Annotated in this window: 23 protein-coding genes; 20 read left to right on the plus strand and 3 right to left on the minus strand. The window is 69.3% G+C overall.

What is annotated here, in order from left to right; translation table 11 throughout:
* Positions 1 to 61: 61 nt before the first annotated feature.
* The gene (locus HGK58_RS02760) at positions 62 to 502 is read left to right on the plus strand and encodes a MarR family winged helix-turn-helix transcriptional regulator (RefSeq protein WP_168626002.1); all 441 of its coding nucleotides are present in this window, start codon (positions 62 to 64) and stop codon (positions 500 to 502) included.
* On the plus strand, positions 499 to 1302 hold the full coding sequence (locus HGK58_RS02765) for an alpha/beta hydrolase (RefSeq protein WP_168626003.1): 804 nt from the start codon (positions 499 to 501) through the stop codon (positions 1300 to 1302). The genes HGK58_RS02760 and HGK58_RS02765 overlap by 4 nt, the downstream gene beginning before the upstream one ends.
* Here HGK58_RS02765 and HGK58_RS02770 read toward each other — a convergent pair.
* Positions 1214 to 3361 carry a heavy metal translocating P-type ATPase gene (locus tag HGK58_RS02770; RefSeq protein ID WP_168626004.1) on the minus strand — a complete coding sequence of 716 codons (2148 nt, stop codon included), beginning with the start codon at positions 3359 to 3361 and terminating at the stop codon, positions 1214 to 1216. The two genes, HGK58_RS02765 and HGK58_RS02770, sit on opposite strands and share 89 nt — an antisense overlap.
* Positions 3362 to 3414: 53 nt before the next feature.
* Here HGK58_RS02770 and HGK58_RS02775 point away from each other — a divergent pair, with 53 nt between their 5' ends.
* Genes HGK58_RS02775 through HGK58_RS02785 form a run of 3 tightly spaced genes read left to right on the plus strand, consistent with a single transcriptional unit; the run spans position 3415 to position 6314 of the window.
* Positions 3415 to 3699 (plus strand): metal-sensitive transcriptional regulator, encoded by a 285-nt coding sequence (locus tag HGK58_RS02775; protein ID WP_168626005.1) that lies wholly within the window; start codon positions 3415 to 3417, stop codon positions 3697 to 3699.
* 33 nt (positions 3700 to 3732) lie between these two features.
* Complete coding sequence (locus HGK58_RS02780; protein WP_168626006.1) at positions 3733 to 4107, plus strand: heavy-metal-associated domain-containing protein; 375 nt, start codon at positions 3733 to 3735, stop codon at positions 4105 to 4107.
* Positions 4107 to 6314, plus strand: a complete 2208-nt coding sequence (locus HGK58_RS02785; protein WP_168626007.1) for a heavy metal translocating P-type ATPase — start codon at positions 4107 to 4109, stop codon at positions 6312 to 6314. The genes HGK58_RS02780 and HGK58_RS02785 overlap by 1 nt, the downstream gene beginning before the upstream one ends.
* Here the strand turns inward: HGK58_RS02785 and HGK58_RS02790 are convergent.
* Positions 6311 to 6679, minus strand: a complete 369-nt coding sequence (locus HGK58_RS02790; RefSeq protein ID WP_168626008.1) for a S4 domain-containing protein — start codon at positions 6677 to 6679, stop codon at positions 6311 to 6313. The two genes, HGK58_RS02785 and HGK58_RS02790, sit on opposite strands and share 4 nt — an antisense overlap.
* A gap of 187 nt (positions 6680 to 6866) precedes the next feature.
* On the opposite strand from HGK58_RS02790, the gene HGK58_RS02795 reads away from it, so the two are divergent.
* The 7 genes from HGK58_RS02795 (at position 6867) to HGK58_RS02825 (ending at position 15380) form a co-directional block, all read left to right on the plus strand.
* The gene (locus tag HGK58_RS02795) at positions 6867 to 9224 is read left to right on the plus strand and encodes a hypothetical protein (RefSeq protein WP_168626009.1); all 2358 of its coding nucleotides are present in this window, start codon (positions 6867 to 6869) and stop codon (positions 9222 to 9224) included.
* Positions 9225 to 9323: 99 nt separating this feature from the next.
* On the plus strand, positions 9324 to 9797 hold the full coding sequence (locus HGK58_RS02800) for an SRPBCC family protein (RefSeq protein ID WP_168626010.1): 474 nt from the start codon (positions 9324 to 9326) through the stop codon (positions 9795 to 9797).
* Positions 9798 to 9855: 58 nt separating this feature from the next.
* Positions 9856 to 11283 (plus strand): NAD(P)/FAD-dependent oxidoreductase, encoded by a 1428-nt coding sequence (locus tag HGK58_RS02805; protein WP_168626011.1) that lies wholly within the window; start codon positions 9856 to 9858, stop codon positions 11281 to 11283.
* 23 nt (positions 11284 to 11306) lie between these two features.
* Positions 11307 to 12743: a lipase maturation factor family protein gene (locus tag HGK58_RS02810; RefSeq protein ID WP_349236112.1), complete on the plus strand. Its 1437-nt coding sequence runs from the start codon at positions 11307 to 11309 to the stop codon at positions 12741 to 12743.
* Positions 12744 to 12799: 56 nt separating this feature from the next.
* Entirely contained in the window at positions 12800 to 13849 is a 1050-nt protein-coding gene (locus HGK58_RS02815) for a 3-oxoacyl-[acyl-carrier-protein] synthase III C-terminal domain-containing protein (protein ID WP_168626012.1), read from the plus strand.
* A complete protein-coding gene (locus HGK58_RS02820) occupies positions 13840 to 14361 on the plus strand; it encodes an isoprenylcysteine carboxyl methyltransferase family protein (protein WP_168626013.1) in 522 nt (173 codons plus the stop codon). Before HGK58_RS02815 ends, HGK58_RS02820 begins: the two co-directional genes overlap by 10 nt.
* Positions 14358 to 15380 (plus strand): NAD(P)/FAD-dependent oxidoreductase, encoded by a 1023-nt coding sequence (locus tag HGK58_RS02825; RefSeq protein WP_168626014.1) that lies wholly within the window; start codon positions 14358 to 14360, stop codon positions 15378 to 15380. The genes HGK58_RS02820 and HGK58_RS02825 overlap by 4 nt, the downstream gene beginning before the upstream one ends.
* A 3-nt stretch (positions 15381 to 15383) precedes the next feature.
* Here HGK58_RS02825 and HGK58_RS02830 read toward each other — a convergent pair whose 3' ends face one another.
* Entirely contained in the window at positions 15384 to 16580 is a 1197-nt protein-coding gene (locus tag HGK58_RS02830) for a glutamyl-tRNA reductase (RefSeq protein WP_168626015.1), read from the minus strand.
* A 44-nt stretch (positions 16581 to 16624) separates the two neighbouring features.
* Here HGK58_RS02830 and hemE point away from each other — a divergent pair, with 44 nt between their 5' ends.
* The 8 genes from hemE to hemL are packed head-to-tail and all read left to right on the plus strand — an operon-like array spanning position 16625 to position 24665.
* The gene (hemE, locus tag HGK58_RS02835; protein ID WP_168626016.1) at positions 16625 to 17683 is read left to right on the plus strand and encodes a uroporphyrinogen decarboxylase; all 1059 of its coding nucleotides are present in this window, start codon (positions 16625 to 16627) and stop codon (positions 17681 to 17683) included.
* Positions 17683 to 18990 carry an FAD-dependent oxidoreductase gene (locus tag HGK58_RS02840; RefSeq protein ID WP_168626017.1) on the plus strand — a complete coding sequence of 436 codons (1308 nt, stop codon included), beginning with the start codon at positions 17683 to 17685 and terminating at the stop codon, positions 18988 to 18990. Before hemE ends, HGK58_RS02840 begins: the two co-directional genes overlap by 1 nt.
* Positions 18980 to 19648: a hydrogen peroxide-dependent heme synthase gene (gene hemQ / locus HGK58_RS02845; protein WP_168626018.1), complete on the plus strand. Its 669-nt coding sequence runs from the start codon at positions 18980 to 18982 to the stop codon at positions 19646 to 19648. Before HGK58_RS02840 ends, hemQ begins: the two co-directional genes overlap by 11 nt.
* On the plus strand, positions 19645 to 20739 hold the full coding sequence (locus tag HGK58_RS02850; RefSeq protein ID WP_168626019.1) for a ferrochelatase: 1095 nt from the start codon (positions 19645 to 19647) through the stop codon (positions 20737 to 20739). The genes hemQ and HGK58_RS02850 overlap by 4 nt, the downstream gene beginning before the upstream one ends.
* Complete coding sequence (gene hemC, locus HGK58_RS02855) at positions 20736 to 21653, plus strand: hydroxymethylbilane synthase (protein ID WP_168626020.1); 918 nt, start codon at positions 20736 to 20738, stop codon at positions 21651 to 21653. The genes HGK58_RS02850 and hemC overlap by 4 nt, the downstream gene beginning before the upstream one ends.
* Entirely contained in the window at positions 21650 to 22393 is a 744-nt protein-coding gene (locus HGK58_RS02860) for a uroporphyrinogen-III synthase (RefSeq protein ID WP_168626021.1), read from the plus strand. The genes hemC and HGK58_RS02860 overlap by 4 nt, the downstream gene beginning before the upstream one ends.
* On the plus strand, positions 22390 to 23364 hold the full coding sequence (gene hemB / locus HGK58_RS02865) for a porphobilinogen synthase (RefSeq protein WP_168626022.1): 975 nt from the start codon (positions 22390 to 22392) through the stop codon (positions 23362 to 23364). Before HGK58_RS02860 ends, hemB begins: the two co-directional genes overlap by 4 nt.
* On the plus strand, positions 23361 to 24665 hold the full coding sequence (hemL, locus tag HGK58_RS02870) for a glutamate-1-semialdehyde 2,1-aminomutase (RefSeq protein ID WP_168626023.1): 1305 nt from the start codon (positions 23361 to 23363) through the stop codon (positions 24663 to 24665). The genes hemB and hemL overlap by 4 nt, the downstream gene beginning before the upstream one ends.
* Positions 24666 to 24744: the final 79 nt, after the last annotated feature.

A 24744-nucleotide genomic window follows, 5' to 3' on the forward strand; every position in this document is an offset into this window, starting at 1 on the left:
TGAGAACAAGTGAACTTCCACTTGCCCTCGGGTGGGGGGATATGGTTAAGTACTTAACAATATGACGGAGATTACCGACAGCACGGTCTTCAAGCTGCACCGCGCCACCGCCCTGCTCGACCGCATCGCTGACCGCTACCTGCAGCGCGAGCACGGTATCCGCTACTCGCAGTTCCTGCCGCTGCTCATCGTGCGCGTGATCGGCGAGCCCACCCAGACCCGCATCGCCGACAACCTGGGCGTCTCGCGGGCGTCGGTAACCCAGCGGATCGCCCCGCTGGTCGCCGATGGGTTGCTCGTGGTCCGCCAGCACCCCGCAGACGCGCGCGCCAAACTGGTCACCCTCACCGAGCGCGGCACGGCTCTGGTCGACGCCGCCTGGGTGGGCCTGACCGCCCACCAGGATGGCGTCGAGGACGGCGTCGATGAGGCCGTGCTGGCGGCACAACTCGATCGGCTCATCGCGAATGCGCTGCCGGTCGCTATCGGAGGAAACTCATGACCAAGGATCTTCTCGCCACTCGCGAGTTCACCCCGGGTGCGGCCGAAACCATTGTGTTCCTGCACTCCTCGAACACCGCCGGGTGGATGTGGGGCGAGCAGGTGCCCGCGTTCGGCGACCACCACCTGCTGGTGCCGGACCTGCCCGGCTATGGCGACAACAACGACCGCGAGTGGCTCAGCCTCGCCGACAGCGCCGACCACGTGGCCAGGCTGATCGAGCGCCGCGCGGCAGGCGGCACGGCGCACATCGTCGGGCTGTCGCTCGGCTCGAGTGTGGCGCTGGAACTGGCAAGGCGGCATCCGGAGCGGGTGACCACCCTGTTTCTGGCCAGCGCCAACATCGCCAAACCGGGGCGTGCCCTCGTCTGGGGCGGCCGCGCGCTGCTCACCCTCTGGAACAGCCCTGGCTACTGGAATGCCACCGGCCGCAGCTACGGACTGGCCGGCGAGGATCTCGACCTGTTCGTGAAGACCGGTGCCGGCATCCGCAAGCAGACGGCACAGCGCGTGCTCGCCGAAGTGACCCGCGGCGTGTCACCGGATGCGCTCACCGCGGTCTCCGCGCCGCTGGTCGCCATCGCGGGCGGGAAGGATGCGGCGTTCATCAGCCGCGACTCGCTGCGGTTGCTCGCCGAGATCCTGCCGAACGCCCGAACGGCGATCGCGCCCGGCCTGCACCATCAGTGGAACATCGAGGATGTGCCGTTGTTCAACGCTGCGGTACGGGAGTGGCTGACTTCTCGGTCACTGGCAGGCGGTCTGGAGCCAGGTCCAGTCGGCGCAGCAACTGGGCGTTGAGCGCGACCACCACGGTTGAGGCCGACATCAGGATCGCCCCGACCGACATGGGCAGCACGAAGCCGATCGGCGCCAGCACGCCGGCCGCGAGTGGCACGGAGATCAGGTTGTAGCCGGCCGCCCACCAAAGGTTCTGCTTCATCTTGCGATAGCTCGCGCGCGACAGCGTGATCACCGAGAGGACCGAGCGCGGGTCGTCGCTGGCCAGGATGACCCCAGCAGACGCGATCGCGACATCCGTTCCCGCGCCGATGGCGATGCCGACGTCGGCTTGGGCGAGCGCGGGAGCGTCGTTGACGCCATCACCGACCATCGCGACCTTGCGCCCTTCGGCCTGCAGTTCGCTGACCTTGGCGGCCTTGTGCTCTGGCCGTACGCCGGCGAAGACCCGATCGATGCCGAGTTTTGCGGCAACCGCGTGGGCGACCTCGGCGGCGTCTCCGGTGATCATCACCACCTGGGCGCCGAGCTTATGCAGCGCGTCGACCGCCTGGCGGGATTCCGCGCGGACCTCGTCGGCAAGGGCGAGCACGCCGATGATCTCGCCGTCCTCGACAACGTGCAGCACGGTGGCGCCGCGGTCGCTCCACTCCTCACCCGTGCCGTGCGCGTCGAGGTTCAGTGTGCTCAGCATGTGCGGGCCGCCCACGCTGACGCGTTTCCCGTCGACGACACCGACCACGCCCTCGGCGGGCGCGGACTGGAAGCCGGTTGCGCGCGGCACCGCCAGGCCACGCTCGGCGGCGGCATTCACTATCGCGCGGCCGAGCGGATGCTCACTGGCCGACTCGACCGCTGCGGCCAGCGCGATGACCTCGTCGTCCGACCTGCCGGCCGTCGCCGCGATATCCGTCACCGCGGGCTCGCCCTTGGTGAGCGTGCCGGTCTTGTCGAACAGCACGATGTCGACCACGCGCATGGTCTCGAGCGCGAGCCGGTCCTTGACGAGCACGCCGCCCTTCGCCGCGCGCTCGGTTGCGATCGAGACCACGAGCGGGATGGCCAGGCCGAGTGCGTGTGGGCAGGCGATGACGAGCACGGTGATCGTGCGGACGACCGCTTCATCCGGCAGGCCGAGCATCGTCCACACGATCGCGGTGATAATGCCGGCGCCGAGTGCGAACCAGAACAGCAGCGCGGCCGCCTTGTCGGCGATGCGCTGGGCGCGCGAGGTGGAGTTCTGCGCGTCCGCGACCAGCCGCTGGATGCCGGCAAGTGCGGTATCGTCGCCGATCGCGGAGATCCGGATGCGCAGGGCCGTGTCGGTGGAAACCGTGCCGGCCACGACGTGGTCGCCGGGGCCGCGACTGACCGCGCGGGATTCGCCGGTGATCATCGATTCGTCCATGTCGGCGGTGCCGTCGACGATCTGCCCGTCGGCGGGAACCCGCCCACCTGGCCGCACCATCACGAGGTCGCCGACGCGCAGGTCGGAGGGCGTGACGACGGTGACCCCGTCGCCGTCGAGCCGCTCGGCCTCATCCGGCAGCAGCGCGGCCAGGCTCTCGAGAGCCGAGGAGGTCTGCGCGAGCGAACGCATCTCGATCCAGTGCCCGAGCAGCATGATGACGATGAGGAGGGCCAGCTCCCACCAGAAGTCGAGTTCGTGATCGAGCAGGCCAAGAGTCGCGCCCCACGACGCGATGAACGCGACGGTGATGGCGAGCCCGATGAGCAGCATCATGCCCGGCCGGCGGGACCTGAGTTCACTGACCGCGCCGGTCAGGAACGGCCGGCCACCCCACAGGTACATGACGGTGCCGAGAATGGGGGAGATCCAGGCGAAGACCGGGGAGTCCGGCAGGGCGTAGCCGAGGATGGACGCGAACATCGGACTGAACGCCACCACCGGGATCGCGATGACGAGCATGATCCAGAACAGCCGGCGGAACTGCCCGACGTGGTCGCCGTGGTCGCCGTGGCCAGCGTGGGCGTCGTGTCCTGCGTGGGCGTCGTGACCTTCGTGTCCGGCATGCGCTGCGTGATCGCCCAGGTGCTCGTGCGCTACCTGCCCATGTCCTGCGCTCTCGTGTCCCGCATGCTCGTGCTCGTGGCTCATGTTGACAACGCTATACCCCAGGGGGGTATCATTCAACCGAACGGAGGGACGCAATGGCACACGGCTACGTCGACGACAAGGATGCACTGCTCAAGCGACTGCGTCGCGCCGAGGGCCAGGTCCGCGGCGTGCAGCGCATGGTCGAGAACGACGAGTACTGCATCGACATCCTGACCCAGATCTCAGCGGCGACCAAGGCGCTGGAGACCGTCGCGCTCGAACTCCTGGACGATCACCTGAGCCACTGCGTCGCGGAGGCGACCCGCGAAGGCGGCCCGGTCGCCGAGCAGAAGCTCACCGAGGCATCCGCGGCTATCGCGCGGCTCGTGCGTTCCTGACCCACCCAACCCACCTCTATATAAGGAGAATCCATGACCGAGCACGGCCTAGACCTCGGACTGACCGACAAGCACGCCAGAGCGAGCGCCGGATGCGGCTGCGGCGGCGGCATGTGTGCCTGCGGCGGCCACGGCGAGGGCGGTCACGGGCACGGCCACTCGCACCAGAGCGCCGCTCCGGTCGCGAACGTCGTCACCACCGACCTCGCGGTCACCGGAATGACCTGCGGTCACTGCGTGTCGAGCGTCACCGAGGAGCTCAGCGAGGTCGCCGGCGTCGAGTCGGTCTCGGTGGCGCTTAACGCCGGGGGCGTGTCCAGGGTCACCGTCGCCAGCCAGTCGCCGCTCGACGCCGAGGCCTTGCGTGCCGCCGTGACCGAAGCGGGATACTCGCTCGCGGACGCCTGATGCCGGCAATCGACGTCGAGCTCGACATCGGCGGCATGACCTGTGCGTCGTGCGCCAACCGGATCGAGCGCAAGCTCAACAAGCTGCCCGGTGTCGAGGCGACGGTGAACTACGCGACCGAGAAGGCGCGGGTGCTCGCCCCGGACGGCGTCGACCCCGAGCAGCTCATCGCGACCGTCGAGGCGGCGGGGTACACGGCTGCGGTCCCCGCGCCGCCGATCCCGGATGCGGTACCAACGGCATCCGATGACCTGGCACCGCTTCGGCAGCGCCTGATCATCTCAGCGGTGCTGACCATCCCGGTCGTGCTGCTGTCGATGATCCCCGCCCTGCAGTTCACCAACTGGCAGTGGCTCACCCTCACGCTCGCGGCGCCGGTCGCGGTGTGGGGCGCGTGGCCGTTCCACCGTGCGGCCTTCGTGAACGCCAGGCACGGCGCCGCGACCATGGACACGTTGATCAGCGTCGGCGTGCTCGCGGCGTTCGCCTGGTCCCTGTACGCGCTGTTCTTCGGAACGGCCGGCATGCCCGGCATGACCATGACCTTCAGCCTGTTCGCCGAACCGGGATCCGGCGCGAGCGAGCTCTACCTCGAGGTGGCCGCGGCCGTCACCGTGTTCATCCTCGCCGGCCGTTACATCGAGGCGCGCACCAAGAAGCAGTCCGGCGCCGCGCTGCGCGCACTGCTCGAGCTCGGCGCGAAGGACGCCAACGTGCTCCGGGACGGTGTTGAGGCCCGCGTGCCGGTGAGCACGCTCGTCCCCGGCGACCGTTTTGTCGTGCGTCCGGGGGAGAAGATCGCCACCGACGGGCTCGTGGTCGACGGGGCATCCGCGGTCGACCTCAGCATGCTCACCGGCGAATCGGTGCCGGTCGAGGTCACTGTCGACTCGCGTGTCGTCGGCTCGACCCTCAACGTCGGCGGGCGCCTCGTGGTCGAGGCCACTCGAGTGGGCGCCGACACCGAACTCGCCCGCATGGCGCGTCTGGTCGAAGAAGCGCAGACCGGCAAGGCCGAGGTCCAGCGCCTCGCCGACCGGGTCTCCGGGATCTTCGTCCCGGTCGTCATCGGACTCTCGCTGCTGACCCTGATCGGCTGGCTGCTGGTCGGCGGATCGGTTGAGGCCGCCTTCACCGCAGCCGTCGCGACCCTGATCATCGCCTGCCCGTGCGCGCTCGGCCTTGCAACGCCGACCGCGCTCCTGGTGGGCACCGGCCGCGGCTCGCAGTTGGGCATCCTGATCAGGGGACCCCAGGTGCTCGAGTCGACCAAGAAGGTGGACACCATCGTCCTCGACAAGACCGGCACGGTCACGAGCGGTCGGATGACGCTGCGAGAAGTCCTGCTCGCCGACGGCGAAGACCGTGGTGAGGTGCTTCGGCTGGCTGCCGCAGCCGAACACGGTTCAGAGCATCCGATCGCGCGAGCCATTGTGGCTGCGGCAGAGGGCGAGAAGGCTGTCGCCGAGTCGTTCGAATCCGAGCGCGGCCTCGGCGTCACCGCGACGGTTGACGCGCACGCCGTGGTCGTCGGTCGGGCCAGCTGGCTCCGCGAAGACTGGGCACTGGTGATCCCGGATGCGCTGGCCGCGGCGATCGAGACGGCGGAGAGCGCCGGGAGCACGGCCGTCGTGATCGCCTGGGACGGCGCCGTCCGCGGTGCCCTTGTCGTGGGCGACACCGTGAAGGAGACGAGCAGGCAGGCCATCGACACCTTCCGCGGTCTCGGACTCACCCCGGTGCTCTTGACCGGTGATAATGCCGGCGCGGCCCGCGCCGTCGCATCCGAGGTCGGAATCGCCGACGTGCGGGCGGGCGTCACTCCCGCCGGCAAGCTGGACGCCATCCGGTCGCTGCAGGCGGACGGCAAGGTCGTCGCAATGGTCGGCGACGGTGTCAACGACGCCGCGGCGCTCGCCGCAGCTGACCTGGGCATCGCGATGGGTGCGGGCACGGATGCCGCGATCGCCGCCAGCGACCTGACGGTGATGAGCGGCGACCTGCTGGTCGTCGCGGACGCCATCAGGCTGTCGCGGCGCACCCTGGGCACAATCAAGGGCAACCTGTTCTGGGCGTTCGCCTACAACACGGCCGCCATCCCGGTGGCGATGCTGGGCTTGCTCAATCCGTTGCTCGCGGGGCTTGCGATGGCGCTGTCGTCGGTGTTCGTGGTCACCAACAGCTTGCGCTTGCGTCGGTTCCGCTAGTCGCGGCCGCGCAGGCGGTCGAGGGCGCGCCGGTCCCGCTTGGTCGGCCGGCCCGTCCCCGCGTCGCGCTGTGGCACGAACGGTCGCTCCTCGCGCGGCGGTGGTGGCGGAGTGAGGTCGACGATGCACTCCGCGGCGACAGCTGCAGAAACGCGCTTCACGATGATCCGCTGCACCTTCACGATGCGCTCGAAACCGACACCACGCACGCGCACTTCGTCGCCGACGCGCACCGGCTGCGCCGCCTTGGCACGCTCACCGTTGATACGAACGTGCCCGGCCCGGCAGGCGGCGGTCGCCGCCGACCGAGTCTTCGCCAGACGCACCGCCCAGACCCAGACATCCACGCGTGCTGAATCCGACATGGAAAGAGCCTATGTGCCGCGCGACTACGGCCTGGGGGTACCCAGGCTGTCACCCCAGTGCTACCGAATCGATGCCAAAAGTTGATTGTGGGCTGCCCCGCCACCCAATAGCGTTCCGGAGGCGCTGTATCGGATTGCAGCCGGAGTGGGGTGTGCTGTGGGGGGAAGAAGGCCTTTCGTCAGGCTAGTGGCGGTCGCGATTGCTGCGACCCTGGCGTTGACCGGCTGTGTCTTCTGGAGCGGGGATCGGGATGAGGCGGCTGCCGAGCTGGGTCTCTATCGCGGCCCGATTCCCGACCCGCTCGCGTTGCCGACCGCGCCACAGTTGCCCGAGATTCCGGCCGTCCCCACGGACCCGAGCGATAACGCAGCGTGGGACGCCTTCAACGTGGAGATGATCGCCTACCAGACGGCCTTCGCCGTGACACAGGATGCGATCATGGCGCACGGGACCGCCGTGCAGGATGCGGCGAACCTGACAAAGGCCGGAGGAGCGCAGGCGGTCGCGGCCTGGCAGTCGCTGCTCGTGCTTGCGGGTGTCGCCGTGGCGGGACCGGACGGGCATCCGCTCGAATTGGACGGGCAGACCGGATTCGGTTGGCCCATGTCCGACGGGGAACTGCGCATCCAGTCCTATCTCGGAGCCGTCCAGGGCGGGATGCGACTGGGCGACCTTGCCTACGCGCTCGAGGGCGCGCCCCAGTTCGAGGGTGTCGACACCACGACATGGCTCTACGAATCCTTGAAGGCCGCCGCAGGCAATGCGAACGACCACTTCGGTTCAGTCATGGCGGCGTTGAGTTCCGACCACGGCTACCTCCACGAGCCGGTGACCTTCACGGAGCGGGCCGCCGCGGAGGTCGAACTCACCTGGGGACAGGTCGGCTTGCTGCTGAGGAGACTCGGCGCCGAGTTCGCTGTGTCAGGAGCGCAAACCGCCGCGGCCGATGACGGGGCCAGCTCGACGCTTCCAGGGTTGACCATCGAGCCGGCTTCCTTCGTCCAGGCAGCGGCCGCTGCCCCGTGCGACCTGCAAGGGGATCCGTGGGCGGAAGGCATGATCCCCCAAGTCTTCAAGGGGAGTGCGTTCGGCGTCGATAAGACGCTGGAGGCACAATGGCACCAGCCTGAAGGCGGCGGCCCGCACGCCGGAGAGAGGGCGAAGACCAAGCTCGGCATCGCGCGCTTGCTGTTGGCGCTCGCATCCCTGATTGCCAGGGCCACCGCGCTCGAGGCCAGCTTCTCGCTCGCGGGCGCCCCGCTGGTTCGCACGAAAACCACCCAACCCGGCGAACTCCGCGATCTCACCATTTCCTACGCCTACGATCCCGAGAAGTGGGAGGATCTGCGTCGCTGCATCAACCTCTTCATGGGGCCTCTGGGGCTTGAGCTTCCGCACATCGAGTCTGGTGCGGCGGCGGGCATCGAAGTCGACCTGTCAAGCGAGGACCCCAGCATTCTCCGGATCGGTGACGGTCGCGGCGGCTCCAAGGTGGTCACCAACGGTGCCACGGGTGACGACGGCAATGTGGCGTTCACACTGTCCGGAGCGCCACAGGAGGACTTGATTCCTGAAGCCGCGGAAGCGGTCGACATTGAGGTCGGACTGCGTGCTGTCTCCAATCTTGGCCAGAACGACCTCGGCAAGGATCTCCAGTCGCTGCCGTGGGACGCCCTCGATGCAGCGGGGAGCGGTGGGCTCACTGCGATCCCGCAGATCCTGAGCCGGATGAAGCTGCTGACGCATTACGGCGTCGCGGACGTGCGTGACTGGGCGCTGGCGGCCGAGTTCGAAGTAACGGCGGTCGGGACCATGGCGACGCGGTCCGCCCACAACAGCTATGGCGCCGGCGGCGGGTGCGCAGCGAGTTGGGCGAACAATTCGTCGACTCAGGCAACGATGTCGTTCGCCTCCGCTGCCGTTTCCGTGACCGCGACACTGTTCAGCAACCCACAGGGCAATCTCGGCGACCAGGCTGTCGTGTTCTACGAGACGGATGGTCCGGGCTTCTTCCCTGTCGGTGGACCGCCGGATGGCGTCCGGTTCTTCACGCTTCCGATCGACTACCGCACCGACAAATCGCACTCCGAGCCGGGTGTCGGCACTATGCCGGATCCCTACGAGGTTCCGCCCAGCAACAACTGCGGGGATGGTGGCGGTGGCGGTGGCCAGCCGACGCCACCAGACTGCGGTGTGCGCGAGTACGCGGGCACACTTGCGGTCACGGTGCCGACGCCGCGCACACTCTACGTGAGCAACGCGGGCTTCATGCACAGTGGGGACCTGTGGCAGGAGTGCGGCAGCTCCGTGCTCCCGAGCGATCCGCCCGGCGTGCCGTCGCTCGAACAGTGCCCGAATCCGAAGCGATCGGGCGGCAAGACGCCCTCGATTAACGACATCTTCGACACAGAGAAGCGGAAGATCGAAGTCAACGGGTCGCTCACCTGCGCTCGAGAGGGCAATGGAACGCTCTCCGAGGTCGAGTTTGAGTGGACGCTCGTGTTCTGCCGCGTCGTCGAGGACGAGGCCTCCTGTCGCGACTGAGATAGACGGAATTCGGGGCGAGTTGCCAGTACTCGCTCCGACATCGTTCGGGATGCTCACCTACCGTCGGAACCCAACCGACAAGTGAGGTGAAGACGTATGGGCACCATCGAAAGCGAGATCGACGTCGACGTTCCAATTAGCGTCGCCTACAACCAGTGGACCCAGTTCGAGGAGTTCCCGCGGTTCATGGACGGCGTCGAATCGATACGCCAGATCGACGAGACGCACACGCACTGGAAGGTCAAGGTCGCTGGTGTCGAGCGCGAGTTCGACGCGACCATCACCGAGCAGATCCCCGACACCCGCATCGCCTGGAAGAGCGTCGACGAACCGCGTCACGCCGGCGTTGTGGACTTCCACCGACTGAATGATGCCGAGACGCACGTGAGCGTCAAGATGGACTGGGAGCCGGAGGGCTTCGTGGAGAAGGTCGGGCAAATCCTGCAGATGGACGACATTCAGGTCGGTCGTGACCTGAAGAAGTTCAAGGAACTGATCGAGTCGCAGGGGTTCGAAACCGGCGCGTGGCGTGGCGAGGTCGACCGCGACCCCGACGCGACCGGGCGCTAGAGGCATCCGAACCGCCCAGATGCGGTGACCGGCTGAGCGCCGGTGACAGACTGGGCGCATGAGCGAGACGTTCGACGTCACCGTCGTCGGCAGCGGCCCGAACGGGCTGGCTGCGGCGGTGACGTCGGCGCGCGCGGGCCTGCGGGTTCGCCTGCTGGAGGCGGCAGCGACCATCGGCGGCGGCGTGCGCACTGCGGAGTTGACGCTGCCCGGCTTTCGGCACGATGTCTGTTCTGCGGTGCACCCGGCGGCGCTCGCGTCGCCGTTCTTCCGCGAGTTCGGGTTGCCGGATCGCGTGAACTGGGTCATCCCGGATGTGTCGTATGCGCATCCGTTGGACGGCGGCCGCGCAGCGCTGGCCTGGCGTGACTTGGATCGCACAGCCGACCAGCTCGGTCGCGATGGCGGGGCGTGGAAGCGGATGTTCGAACCGCTGCTGCGACGGCTGGACGGCGTGGTGGACTTCACCGGGTCGCAGTTGCTGCGCTGGCCGGACGATCCGATCGCGGCCTTTCAATACGGTGCGCGCAGCCTCGGGCTGGGAAGCCGGCTCCTGTGGAACACGAGGTTGAAGACCGAGGAGGCCCGCGCGCTGTTCTCGGGGGTCGCAGCACATGCGGCGGGCCAGACTCCGTCGCTGTCGTCATCCGGCGCCGGACTGTTGCTGGCAACCCACGCGCACGCCGGCGGTTGGGGCTTTCCGATCGGCGGATCACAGGCGATCGCCGATGTGCTGCTGCAGGACTTCCTCACGCATGGCGGGGTGGTCGAGACCGGGCAGACCATCAGGACGCTTCGCGAATTGCCGGCGTCGAAGGTCACGCTGCTCGACACGTCGGTGAAGCTGCTGCTCACGGGGAATCTGCCGGCAGGGTACGCGCGAGCGTTGCGGCGCTACCGCTACGGGTCGGGCGTCGCGAAGGTCGACTTCGCGCTCGCCGGGCCGGTGCCCTGGGCGAATCCGGATGTCGCGCATGCGCCGACCGTGCACCTCGGCGGCACGCGAGACGAGATCGCGGCAGCCGAGAATCTGGTGCACCGCGGCGGTGTGCCCGAACGGCCGTACGTGCTCGTCACCCAGCCGAGCGTGCTCGACCCGACCCGTGCGCCGAAGGGCCGGCACGTGCTGTGGGCGTACACGCACGTTCCGGCAGGCTCCAGCCTGGACGCCACCGAACTGATCACCGCACAGGTGGAGCGCTATGCGCCGGGCTTCCGTGACCTGGTGCTGGCGACCGCGAGCAGCAGCGCCAGGCAGCAGGCCGCGTACAACCGCAGCAACGTCGGCGGCGATATCTACGGCGGTGCGGTGAGCCTGTGGCAGCTGGTGAAGCGCCCGGTGGTGTCCACGAAACCCTGGCGCACCCCGCTGAAGGGCATCTACCTGTGCTCCGCAGCCACCCCGCCCGGGCCGGCGGTGCACGGCATGAACGGCTGGTTCGCCGCGCGGCTCGCGCTGAAGGAGCACTTCGGTATCGAAGTGTGAGCCGCCCGGCGTACCCTGTGCGCGTGGACTGGTTCTGGGCTCCGGACTACGAACTCGCACGCCAGATCCTGCAACGCGGGGTGGCCGCCATCTACCTCATCGCGTTCCTGTCCAGCGCGAACCAGTTCCGCGTGCTGCTCGGCGAGCACGGCCTGCTGCCGGTCCCCGAACTGCTGAAGCACAAGCGGTTCGTGCGCGGCCCGACGCTGTTCCGCTGGCGCTACTCGGACCGCCTGCTGGTCACGGTGTGCGTGCTCGGGATGCTGCTCGCCGCATCCGTCGTCGTGGGCCTGCCGCAAGTCGGACCACCGTGGCTCCCGATGCTCGTGTTCCTGGGGCTGTGGCTGCTCTACATGTCGATCGTCAACGTCGGGCAGACCTTCTACGGCTTCGGCTGGGAGATGCTGCTGCTCGAGGCGGGCTTCCTGGCGGCGTTCCTCGGTTCCGATCAGGTGCCGCCCCCGCTGCCGATCATCCTGCTGACCGCGTGGCTGATCTTCCGGCTCGAATTCGGCGCAGGAATGATCAAGCTGCGCGGCGACCGTGCCTGGCGGGACCTCACCGCGCTGTACTACCACCACGAGACCCAGCCGATGCCGAACCCGTTCAGCAGGCAGGCGCACCTGCTGCCGAAGCCGGTGCACCGGATGGAAGTGCTCGGCAACCACTTCGCCCAGCTGGTCGTGCCGTTCCTGCTCTTCCTGCCGCAGCCGGTGGCGAGCATCGGCGCAGCCATCGTCATTCTCACCCAGGGCTGGCTCGTCATCACCGGCAACTTCGCCTGGCTCAACTGGATCACCATCGTGCTCGCCTTCGGGCTGATCAGCGACTCTGTCTGGCACGCCCTGATCCCGGGCATCCCGCTCGACTGGCCGGCGGGCGAGGTCGGCCCCACCTGGTGGCTGGTGGTCGTCGCCCTGGTCACCGTGCTGCTGCTCGTGCTCAGCTTCTGGCCCATTCGCAACCTGCTGTCGCGGAACCAGCTGATGAACGCGAGCTTCAACCGGCTCCAGCTGGTGAACGCCTACGGCGCGTTCGGCAGCGTCACCAAGCGTCGCATCGAGGTCATCGTCGAGGGCACTCTCGTCGAACAGCCTGACGAGGCCGACTGGCGCGAGTACGAGTTCAAGGGCAAGCCGGGCGACACCGCGCGGCTGTCCAGGCAGTTCGCGCCGTACCACCTGCGGCTCGACTGGCTGATGTGGTTCCTCCCGCTCGGCAGCGTGCACACCGAGTGGTTCTACGGGTTCCTCGGCAAACTGCTGGAAGCAGACCGGCCCACGCTCCGGATGCTTCGCCACGACCCGTTCGACGGCACCCCCCCGCGCTGGGTGAGAGTGCTCACCTACCACTACCGGTTCTCGACCCGCCAGGAGTTCCGCCGCACGCGGCTGCGCTGGATCCGCGAGCAGCGCCGGGAAGTCATCCCTCCCGTCTCCCTGGACCACGAGCTTCCTTAGACCACAAGCAACCTGAACGCGTCACTTCCCCCAGCAACGCGTGTTACTTTCTGCCCATGACGCGCATCGCGGCGGTCTCACCGGTCCTGCCGGAGTATGCGTACCCGCAGGAGCAGATCACGCGCGAACTGACCGCGCTCATCCCGTCTCCACGCCGCTCGACCATGGAACGGATGCATGCCGCAAGCGGAATAGGAACCCGGCACACCGCCTTGCCGCTCGAGAGCTACCGTGATTTGGGCTCGTTCAGCGAGACCAACGACCTCTACATCGAGGTCGCGACAGACCTCGCGGAGCGCGCGGTGCGGGACGCCCTCGCGCAGGCGGCACTCGCGCCGACCGATGTCGACTTCATCCTGTTCACCACCGTCACCGGTCTCGCCGCACCGTCGATCGACGCGTTGTTGGTGCCGCGACTCGGATTCCGGCCGGACGTCAAGCGGCTCCCGTCGTTCGGGCTCGGCTGCGTCGCCGGGGCGTCCGGGCTGGCGCGCGTGCATGACTACCTGATTGGGCATCCGGCCGACGTCGCACTGCTGATCAGCGTGGAACTATGCTCGCTGACCCTTCAGCGCTCGGACGAATCGATGGCCAACTTCGTTGCCACCGGGCTGTTCGGCGACGGTGCCGCCGCGGTTGTCCTGACCGGCGACGAGCTCGCAATCGGGTCTCCAACGGCAGCGCGGATTGTCGCAACGCGCAGCGATTTCTACCCCGACTCGCTGGACGTCATCGGCTGGAACATCCGAAACAGCGGGTTCGAGATCGTGCTCACCGCCGGCGTCGCCGACGTCATCGCGACGCACTTCCGCGCCGGGGTCGACACATTCCTTTCCGAGCATAGACTGACGGTTTCGGACATCGGCTGCTGGATCGCCCACCCGGGCGGACCGCGCGTGCTCGAAGCCTTCGCGAGCGCGCTCGAGTTGCCGCGCGAGCGTCTAGCGCTCAGCTGGGACTCGCTCGAGCGCGTAGGCAACCTGTCATCCTCCTCCGTGCTGCACGTGCTCGCCGACGCCGGCGCACAGCCTGCCGGGACGAAGGGCCTGTTGTTCGCGCTCGGCCCAGGGGTGGGTGCCGAGCTCGTGCTGCTGGAGTGGCCGTGATTTGGTACATCGCACTGGTTGTCGCGACCGGTGTCGAGCGGCTCGTCGAACTGGTCATCTCGAAGCGCAATGCCGAACGAGCGTTCGCGGCCGGCGGTATCGAGTACGGGCAGAAGCACTTTCCCTGGATGGTGGCGCTGCACACCGGGCTGCTCGCCGCATGCATCGCCGAAGCCGTGCTGCTCGACCGCCCGTTCATCCCCGCACTCGGCTGGCCGATGCTCGTGCTCGTCATCCTCAGCCAGGCGCTGCGCTACTGGTGCATTGCTGCGCTCGGACGGCAGTGGAACACGCGTGTCATCGTCGTTCCCGGCCTGCACCTGGTCGCGACCGGTCCCTACAAGTGGCTCAGGCATCCGAACTATCTCGCGGTCGTCGTGGAGGGCTTCGCGCTGCCGCTCGTGCACACCGCGTGGCTGACTGCTCTCACCTTCACGGTGCTCAACGCTGTGCTGCTGCTGGGCTTCCGCATCCCCACCGAAGAGCGCGCGTTGGGTGCGCTGGCGAGATGACCCAGCTGCTCGTCGCCGGTGGAGGCCCGATCGGGTTGGCCGCCGCGATCGAGGCGCGCCTCGCCGGGCTCGACGTCGCGGTCATCGAACAGCGTCACGGCACGATCGACAAGGCCTGCGGGGAGGGGCTGATGCCGGGTGCGCTGCGTGCCCTGAACCGGCTGGGCGTCGACCCGGTGGGACGAGACATCCGCGGGATCAGCTACCGGCGTGACGGTCACCGTGCCGACCACCCGTTCGCGCACGGCACCGCACGCGGTGTCCGCCGCCCGGTGCTGCATGTCGCGCTCAGCCGACGCGCCGACGAGCTGGGGGTGGAACGGATCGAGGGCAAGGTCGGATTGCTCAGCCAGGATGACGAATCCGTCACGGTGGTGCTGCGAGACGAGGCGGTACGCGCGAACTGGCTCATCGGGTGCGACGGACTGCACTCGACCGTGCGGGACCTGGTCGGGCTTGCGAGCCCTCCGCGCGGTCGCCGCCGGTTCGGTCTCCGGCGGCACTTCGCGATCGAACCGTGGAGCGACTTCGTCGAAGTGCACTGGACCAAGGATGCCGAGGTCTACGTCACCCCGGTGGGAGACCACAACGTCGGCATCGCCGTGCTCGGCGCGCCCGGCACCGACTACGACCGCACGGTCAGCACCGCTCTCGCAGACCGCATCGACGGCGCCCCGCACTCGAGCGACCTGCGCGGCGCCGGCCCGCTCCGCCAGCGGACACGCGCACGCACGGCCGGCCGCGTGCTGCTCGCCGGCGACGCATCCGGCTACGTCGATGCGCTGACCGGCGAAGGCATCCGGGTCGGGCTGGCACAGGTGGCAGCAGCGGTGCGCTGCATCGTCGCCGGTGACCCGCAGGCGTACGAACGAGAGTGGCGCACCGCGACGCGCGATTTCCGGATGCTCACCTCGGGTCTCGTCGCGCTCGGCGCCTCACCGGCGCGGCGCGCTATCGTCCCGCTGGCCGACTCCCTGCCCAGGACCTACGGAGCGATCGTCGAGCGCCTGGCGCGTTGAGGGTCACGCGCTCTCGGCAGCCGGACGCTCATGCCCAGCTCTCGCGCCGAACACCGCCTCGATGCCCGCGACGAACTCGTGACCGCGGCCGTCCTCCGCCAGCTCCCGGGCGCGCACCGACGGCCCGTGCAGCAGCACGCCGGCGAAGTGGCGCAGCGCTCGCTCGATCTCGGGGTTGGCGCTGTGCTGCTCGAGCTCGGTGGAGAGCAGGTCGAGCACGTGCTCGCGCATGGCCACGACGGCCGGCGCGACGGTGCTGTCTGCGGTGAACTGCGCCGCGGCCGTGGTGACCAGCTCCCGGGCATCCGCCGTCGCGGTCAGCGCCTCGAGCGGCGCGTGCAGGCTGATGGTCTCGAGGTCGAGCAGCTCGACGTGCGGCACGGCGGTGATCCCGGAGCTGATATTGCGCGGCATCCCGAGGTCGACGAACAAGCGGCGATTTCCCTCGCTCACGTGCTGCTCGGTGATCACCGGATGCTCGTAGGACGTGCAGGTGATGACGAGCTGTGCGTCGGCGATGGCCGCTTCCAGGTCGGTGACCGGGTCGAGCGAGTACTTGGACGCGAACGTCGCCGCGCGCCCGCTCGGGGAGAACACCGACAGGTCGGATGCGCCTCGCTCGCGCAGGGCGGCGACGGTGGTCGCGGCGTATCGTCCGGTGCCGACGATCAGGATGCGCAAGCTCCGCCAGTCGGCGAACCGGCTGGAGGCGAGCTCGAGCGCAAGCCGCACGAGCGAGCGCCCGGAACTGCCGAGCGCCGTGCGGGTCTTCACCCCGCGGCTGGTCTTCGCCGCGGCCTGGAACAGCTTCTCGAGCCGAGACGACGTCGTCCCGGCCTCTCGCGCCGCCGTCAGCGCCCGGCTGACCTGGCCGGAGATCTCGTCCTCGCCGACGACGACCGACTCGAGGCCGGCCGCGACCGAGAACAGGTGCCGTGCCGCGCCCTCGCCGGCGGCCGTGGTGGCGTGCTTCGCGAGCTCATCCGCGTCCACACCTGTGGCGTCGGCAACCGCGGCAATCGCATCCGGATGCTCGGAGTCGACGTAGACCTCGAACCGGTTGCAGGTGGAGAGCACCACGGCACCGTCGATCTCGGCGAGCCCGCCGAGCGTGCCCAGTGCGCTGTCGGCCTTGGTCGTCAACGACTCGAGAAAATCGAAATCGGACGTGCGGTGGCTGACGGAGACGCAATGGATCACGGTGAGCCAGTGTAAGCGCAGCTACCCGAGCCTATGCTGTTCGCGTGCTTCTGACTGAGACCCATCCCCTTATCGACGGTAGGACGACCACCTCACCGCTTATCCGTGCCTACCGGGGGGATCGCCCCGAGATTCCGCCGATCTGGTTCATGCGGCAGGCCGGTCGATCCCTGCCCGAGTACCGGGCGCTGCGTGAGACGGGGTCGATGCTCGATGCGTGCCTGAACCCGGAGCTCGCGAGCGAGATCACCCTGCAGCCGGTGCGTCGGCACGGCGTCGACGCTGCCATCTTCTTCAGCGACATCGTGGTGCCGGTCAAGCTCGGCGGGGTGGATGTCGAGATCGTGCCTGGGCGTGGTCCGGTGCTCGAGCGTCCGATTCGCACCGCCTCGGATGTCGCCGCGCTCCGCCCGCTCGACCCTGAAGTGTTCGCGCCCATCCGGGAAGCGGTCGCGCTCACGGTCGCCGAGTTGGGAAGCACGCCGCTCATCGGCTTCGCGGGCGCCCCATTCACGCTCGCCGCGTACCTGGTCGAGGGCGGCCCGTCGAAGGACCACCTGCGCGCGCGAACCCTCATGCACTCCGACCCGCACACCTGGGCGGCGCTGATGAATTGGGCCGCTGACGCTTCGGGCGCGTTCCTTCGCGCTCAGGTCGAGGCCGGGGCTTCCGCCGTGCAGCTGTTCGATTCGTGGGTGGGGTCGCTGAGCGTCGTCGACTATGTGCGGCGGGTGGCACCGCACTCGGCCCGCGCGCTTGATCACCTGCGCGGCACCGACGTGCCCAAGGTGCACTTCGGCGTCGGCTCCGGCGAGCTGCTCGGCGCGATGCGTGCGGTCGGTGCGGATGTGATCGGCGTCGACTGGAGGCTCCCGCTCGACGAGGCGAACCGTCGCCTGGGCGGGGAGACACCGCTGCAGGGCAACATCGATCCTGCGCTCCTGGCTGCACCCTGGCCGGCGCTCGAGAACCATGTCCGCGCGGTCGTCGACGCCGGCCGGGCGGCTCCGGCGCATGTGGTCAACCTGGGCCACGGCGTCCCGCCGGAGACCGACCCCGACGTGCTCAGCCGCATCGTCGAGCTCGTGCACTCGCTCCGCTGATGCCGCTCGGTTCGACCGCGCTGCCCTTCATCGTCATCGGTGGCGGGGTCGCCGGCCTGGTGGTGGCGCGCGACCTCGCCATCGCGGGGGAGCGGGTCGTGCTCGTCGAGGCGACCGACCGGCTGGGTGGACAGGTGCGGCGGCATCGACTCGCTGGGCTGGACCTCGACGCGGGCGCCGAGGCTTACGCGACGCGCAACCCGTCGGTCCCCGAGTTGGCGGGAGAGCTCGGTCTCGCCGGTGAGCTGGTGAGCCCGAACCCGGCGGGCTCGTGGCTGTTCACCGCCGAATCGGACGCCTATCCGCTGCCCGCAACGAGCCTGCTCGGCATCCCGGGGGTGATCGACGAGCAGCTCGAACGCGTGCTCGGCGCACAGGCGACCGCTCGCGTAGCCGCCGACGCCGAGCTCCCGGCCGAGCTCGGCGCGGACGCGGTGACCCTGGGCGAGCTCGTGCGGGTCCGGATGGGCGACGCGGTGGTCGACCGCCTGGTGGCGCCGGTCACCACGGGCGTGCACAGCGCGCATCCGGATGCCTTGCCGCTCGACCGGGTCGCACCTGGGCTGCAGGCGGCACTCGCTCGCGAGGGTTCGCTCGCCGCGGCGGTGCGCACGCTCCGGGACCAGGCGCCGGCCGGCTCGGCCGTCGGCGGGATCCGGGGCGGGATGGCCCGGCTGGTCGACGAACTGGAACGCGAGCTAGCACGCTTGGGCGTCGACGTGCGAGTCGGTGCACCAGCCGAGGACGTGACGCCGACGAGCGTCCGGGTCGGCGCAGAGCGGCTGCTGGGCACGGTCGTCGTCGCTGCACCCGGGGTGCTCGCGCCGGCCAGCATCCGGCCGGCCACCGTTGTGACGCTGGTCGTCGAGCGGCCCGAGCTGGCCGCGGCACCGCGCGGCTCCGGCGTGCTCGTGGCGCCGGGTGCGCCGGTGACCGCGCGAGCGCTCACCCACCAGAGCGCAAAATGGGACTGGCTCGCGCACGCCGCGGCCGGCCTCGACGTGCTCCGGCTCTCCTACGAGCATCCGGTGCCGACCGACACCGCTCGCGGCGACGCGTCGACCCTGCTCGGAGTGACGATCCGACCCCGCGACATCGTGGAGTCGGCGGTCGTCGAATGGCAGCGCTCAGCGATCGAAGCTAGCGCCGCGCATCCGCAGGTCGGCGAGGCCGCCTCAGGCACCGGCCTGGCCTCGGTTGTGCAGCACGCGCGCGCGACCGCTCGGTGGCTGCTGGCTGTGGGCGGCACTCGGGAAGACGACGTACGGTTGAAGCGCGAAAAAGGGAGCACCACGAATGACGATTGACACACCGGAACTCGGCTACACGTTCTGGGCGGTTCTGCGCCGCAACCCCGAGGTCGCCGCGACGGGAGACGTCGACAGCCTCGCCGAGCGGGTCGCCGCGGTAGAAGCATCCGGTGTGACACTGCGCGGGATCTATGACGTCTCCGGCATCCGCGCCGACGGCGATCTGATGGTGTGGATGCACGGCGCCCCTCCCGAGAAGCTGCAGTGGGCGCTGCGCGAGCTGCGGCGCTCGCCGCTGCTGCAGCCGCTGCTTCCGACCTGGAACGTGCTCGGCGTGCACCGCGACGCGGAGTTCAGCGCCAACCACCTGCCCGCCTACCTGCGCGACACCCAGCCCAAGCAGTGGCTGACGGTGTACCCGTTCGTGCGCTCCTACGAGTGGTACCTGCTGCCGGAGGAGGAGCGCAAGCAGATGCTCGGCGATCACGGTCGCATGGGCCGCGAGTTCCCGCAGGTGCAGTCGAACACCGTCGCGAGCTTCGCGCTGGGCGACTACGAGTGGCTGCTCGGCTTGGAAGCCGACGAGCTGGTCGACCTGGTCGACCTCATGCGCCACCTGCGGCACACCGAAGCTCGGATGCATGTGCGCGAAGAGGTGCCGTTCTACACCGGCCGCCGAATCACCCTCGATGAAGTCGCCGAGGTGCTTGCGTGACCGAAGCGGTTCGCTACGACGCCATCCTCCTGGCCGGCTTCGGCGGCCCGGAGGGCCAAGACGACGTGATCCCGTTCCTGCGCAACGTCACGCGGGGTCGCGGCATCCCCGAGGAGCGCCTCGAAGAGGTCGCCACCCACTACCGCCACTTCGGCGGGGTCAGCCCGATCAACGAGCACAACCGCCAGCTGAAGGCGGCACTCGAGGCCGAACTGGCCGAACGAGGCATCGACCTGCCGGTGCTGTGGGGCAACCGCAACTGGGCGCCCTACCTGGCCGAAGCGGTGACGGATGCGCATGAGCGCGGGTACACCCGCCTGCTCGGCGTCGCGACCAGCGCGTACAGCTCGTACTCCAGTTGCCGGCAGTACCGCGAGGACTTCGCCCGGGCGCTCGACGACACCGGACTCACCGGCGTCATCCAGATCGACAAGGTGCGCCAGTTCTTCGACCACCCTGGTTTCGTGCAGGGCTTCATCGACGGAGTCCGCGATGCGCTCGCCGAACTGGACGGCGTCCCGGACGAACGCATCCGGGTGCTGTTCTCCACCCACAGCATCCCCACCGACGACGCCGTTCGGAGCGGTCCGCGCGACCGCGACTTCGGCCCCGGTGGTGCGTACCAGGCGCAGCACGAGGCTGTCGCCCACGTGGTGATGGCCGCGCAGGATTCAGCGCCGCAGTGGCAGCTGGTGTTCCAGTCGCGCTCGGGGCCGCCCAGTATGCCGTGGCTGGAGCCGGACATCATCGACGTCATCGACGCACTCGACGCCGACCAGGTCGACGCGGTCGTCATTGTGCCGCTGGGGTTCGTCAGCGACCACATGGAGGTCATGTGGGACCTCGACACCGAGGCGCTGCAGGCGGCACACGAGCGCGGCTTCACCGCCGTACGCACCCCGACACCCGGCGTGAATCCCGACTTCGTCAAGGGGCTCATCGACCTCGCCCTCGAACGCATCAACGGGACGCCGGACGACGAGCGGCCAGCGCTCACCCCGCTCGGCCCGTGGTTCGACGTCTGCCGGCCGGCCTGCTGCGAGAACGTGCGGGCCGGGTTCAAGCCGGCGGTAGCGGGAGTGGCGCCATGACACTTCGGATCGGAACCCGAGCGAGTGCGCTGGCGATGGCGCAGACCGGCCAGATCGCCGCGCAACTGGAACGGAAGACCGGCGCCGAGATCGAACTCGTGCCGATCACCTCAGAGGGTGACCGCACCACGGCGTCACTCGCCTCGCTCGGCGGAACCGGCGTCTTCGCGGCCGCGTTGCGCGAAGCGCTGCTCGCGGGCGAATGCGATGTCGTGGTCCACTCGCTCAAGGACCTGCCGACCGGCGCGCTCGCCGGCCTGAGCATCGGTGCGACCCCGAAACGCGTCGACGCCCGCGATGCGCTGTGCGCGCGCGACTCACTGACCCTCGAGACGCTGCCATCCGGCGCCAGACTCGGCACCGGGTCGCCGCGCCGACGCGCGCAGGCTCTCGCGAAGCGCCCCGACCTGGAGGTCGTCGACATCCGCGGCAACGTCGACACCCGGCTGGGCAAGGTGAGCTCGGGTGAGCTCGACGCTGTCGTGCTCGCCGCTGCCGGACTCGAGCGGCTGGGCAGGCTCGACGAGGTCACACAGCTGCTCGAACTCTCCACCTGGCCGACGGCGCCGGGGCAGGGAGCGCTCGCTCTCGAGGTTCGCACGGGTGACGAGAACCTGGTCTCGACGCTGAACCACGCGCCGACCCGCATCATGGTGGAGACCGAACGGGCTGTCCTGGCGCGGCTCGAGGCCGGATGTGCCGCCCCGGTGGGCGTCACCGCGGCGATCGACGCCGGGCTGCTCTTCGTCTCCGCACGGGTGTACGCACTGGACGGCACGGCGCAGCTCACGAGCTCGCACGCGCTGTACCCGGCCGACGCGAAGAACCCGGCTGACGAACTCGCCGACCGCGTCGTCGACGAGCTCCTCGCGGCCGGCGCAGCAGACCTCGCACCCCTCGGCGGCAGCCGGTGAGCGGAGCCCTCGACGGTGCTCTCGTGCTCGTCCCGCGGGGCGGCGCGTGGGGCGAATCCGTCGCGGCACGATTGCGCGAGCACGGCGCAAGCCCGGTGATCGCGCCGCTCATCGAGTTCGCTCCCGCGCCTGATCCGGATGCGCTCGACGCGGCACTCTCGGAACTCGAGAACGAGGAATTCGACTGGGTGGTGTTCACGAGCGCGACGACGATCGAGGCCATCGGCGGCACCCGCATCCCGGAGGCGACCAACGTGGCCGCGGTCGGCGACGCCACGGCACACACCCTCACGACTGCTGGCGTGCGTGTCGACTTCCAGCCGGAAGCCGACGCATCCGCACGCGCGATGGTCGACGAGTGGCCGGTCGACGGCGTGCGGGTGCTCATCCCGCACTCGGAGCTTGCGGCTCCGACGCTGGCCGACGGGTTGCGCGCGCGAGGAAATGACGTCGTAGCGGTGACCGCGTACCGCAACCTTCCGGTCCCCGTCGCAGCCCAGGTGGCTGAGGCCGTCAGGGGCGGCGACTTCCGTGCACTGTTCGTGACCTCGGGCAGCGTCGCGCGCCAGGTCGCCGAGCAGCTCGCGCCTGTGCCATCAGGGACCATCGTCGTCTGCATCGGCCCGCGCACCGCCGAGGAGGCGACCGCAGCGGGACTACGAGTCGACCTCGTCGCCGACCGCCGCAGCATCGACTCGATGATCGACTCCCTCATCCGATCCAGCCAGGAGACCCCATGAGCCTGCCCGACCGCCCGCGCAGACTGCGCATGACCCCCGCGATGCGCCGGCTGGTCGCAGAGACCCGGCTGCACCGGGCCGAGCTGATCCTGCCCATGTTCGTGCGGGAGGGGCTGGCCGAGCCGGCGCCGGTCGGCTCGATGCCCGGGGTGATGCAGCACAGCATGGACTCCTTCCGCGCCGCGCTGAACGAGGCCGCTGCGGCAGGCATCGGCGGCGTGATGCTGTTCGGCGTCCCGGAGAAGAAGGATGCGATCGGCTCCGGAGCAACGGACGAGGACGGCATCCTGAACCAGGCGACGCGGGTCGCGGTCTCCGAGGTGGGGGATGCGCTGGTCGTGCAGACCGACCTGTGCCTGGACGAGTTCACCGACCACGGCCACTGCGGCGTGCTGGATGCGACCGGCAGGGTCGACAACGATGCGAGCCTGGCGCGCTACCGCGACATGGCGCTCGCGCAAGCCGCGGCAGGCTCGGCGCTGCTCGGCCTGTCCGGCATGATGGACGGCCAGGTCGCCGCGGTGCGCGACGCGCTGGACACCGCCGGTTTCACCGACACCGCGCTGCTCGGCTATGCCGCCAAGTACGCGTCAGCGTTCTACGGGCCGTTCCGCGAAGCGGTCGACTCGTCGCTGACGGGCGACCGCAAGTCGTACCAGCAGGACCCGGCCAACCGCCGCGAGGGCTTGCGCGAGGCGAGCATCGACCTCGACGAGGGCGCCGACGTGATCATGGTCAAGCCCGCGATGGCCTACCTCGACGTGCTCGCCGATGTCGCCGCGATCAGCACGGTGCCGGTGTGGGCGTACCAGGTCAGCGGCGAGTACGCGATGATCGAGGCCGCCGCCGCGAACGGCTGGATCGATCGTGAGCGGGCGATCATGGAAAGCCTCATCGGCATCCGGCGGGCGGGAGCGGATGCGGTACTGACCTACTGGGCGATCGAGGCGGCAGGAGCGATCTCACGATGACGACCAACGAGCAGGAATTCGAGCACGCGCGCGCGGTCATCCCCGGCGGCACCAACTCGCCCGTGCGCGCGTACGGCTCGGTCGGCGGCACGCCCCGGTTCTTCCAGAGCGCGCGCGGCCCCTACGTCACGGACGTGGAGGGCAACGAGTACGTCGACCTGGTCGCTTCCTGGGGTCCGGCCCTGCTCGGGCACGCGCATCCGACGGTCGTGCAAGCGGTGCAGGATGCCGCGGCCCGCGGACTCTCCTTCGGGGCCCCGACCGCGGCCGAGACCGAACTGGTCGAACTCGTACGCGATCGCGTGCCCGCGGTCGAGAAGCTGCGCCTGGTGTCGACCGGCACCGAGGCGACGATGACGGCCATCCGGCTCGCGCGCGGGTTCACCGGTCGTGACCTGCTGGTGAAGTTCGCCGGTCACTACCACGGCCACTCCGACTCGCTCCTGGCCGAGGCCGGATCCGGGCTCGCGACGCTCTCGCTGCCTGGCTCGGCGGGCGTGCCGGCCGCTGTCGCGGCCGAGACGCTGGTGCTCCCCTACAACGACCTTGACGCGGTGCGCGCTGCGTTCGAGACGCACGAGGGCCGCATCGCCGCGGTCATCACCGAAGCGGCCGCCGCGAATATGGGGGTCGTCCCGCCGGATGCCGGGTTCAACCGGGCGCTGTCAGAACTGACGCGAGAGCACGGTGCGCTGCTCATCCTCGACGAGGTGCTCACCGGCTTCCGCACCGGCCCGAGCGGCTGGTGGGGGATCGAGCGCGACGGTGACGCGCCGTTCACGCCCGACCTGTTCACGTTCGGCAAGGTCATCGGCGGCGGGATGCCGCTCGCGGCGATCGGCGGTCGTGCTGACGTGATGGACCGGCTCGCGCCGGAGGGCCCGGTGTACCAGGCCGGCACGCTCAGCGGGAACCCGGTCGCGGTCGCCGCGGGCATTGCGACGCTCAGGGCAGCCGACGACTCGGTGTACGACCGGCTGGGCACGGTGGCCGACACGATCGCCGACGCCGTTTCTGCCGCGTTCTCAGCTGAGGGGGTCGGGCACTCGGTGCAGCGCGCCGGCACGCTGTTCTCGTTCGCGTTCAGCGCCGAGCCGCCGCGCGACTACGACGCGGTGCGGCGCCAGCAGGCGTTCCGCTACCCGCCGTTCTTCCACGCCATGCTCGACGCCGGCGTCAGCCTGCCGCCGTCGGTCTTCGAGGCGTGGTTCGTCACTGCAGCGCACGACGACGCGGCGTTGGACCGCGTGCTGACCGCGCTTCCGGCTGCCTCGCGCGCCGCGGCATCCGCTCGACCCTGAGCCGGCCCGGAGGTTGGCGCTCGAGGGTAAGTTAGCCTAACCTAACTACGGTCCCTTTTCCCCAACCGTCGGAGTCCTT

Source organism: Cryobacterium sp. BB307 (assembly GCF_012274275.1).
GTDB lineage: Bacteria > Actinomycetota > Actinomycetes > Actinomycetales > Microbacteriaceae > Terrimesophilobacter.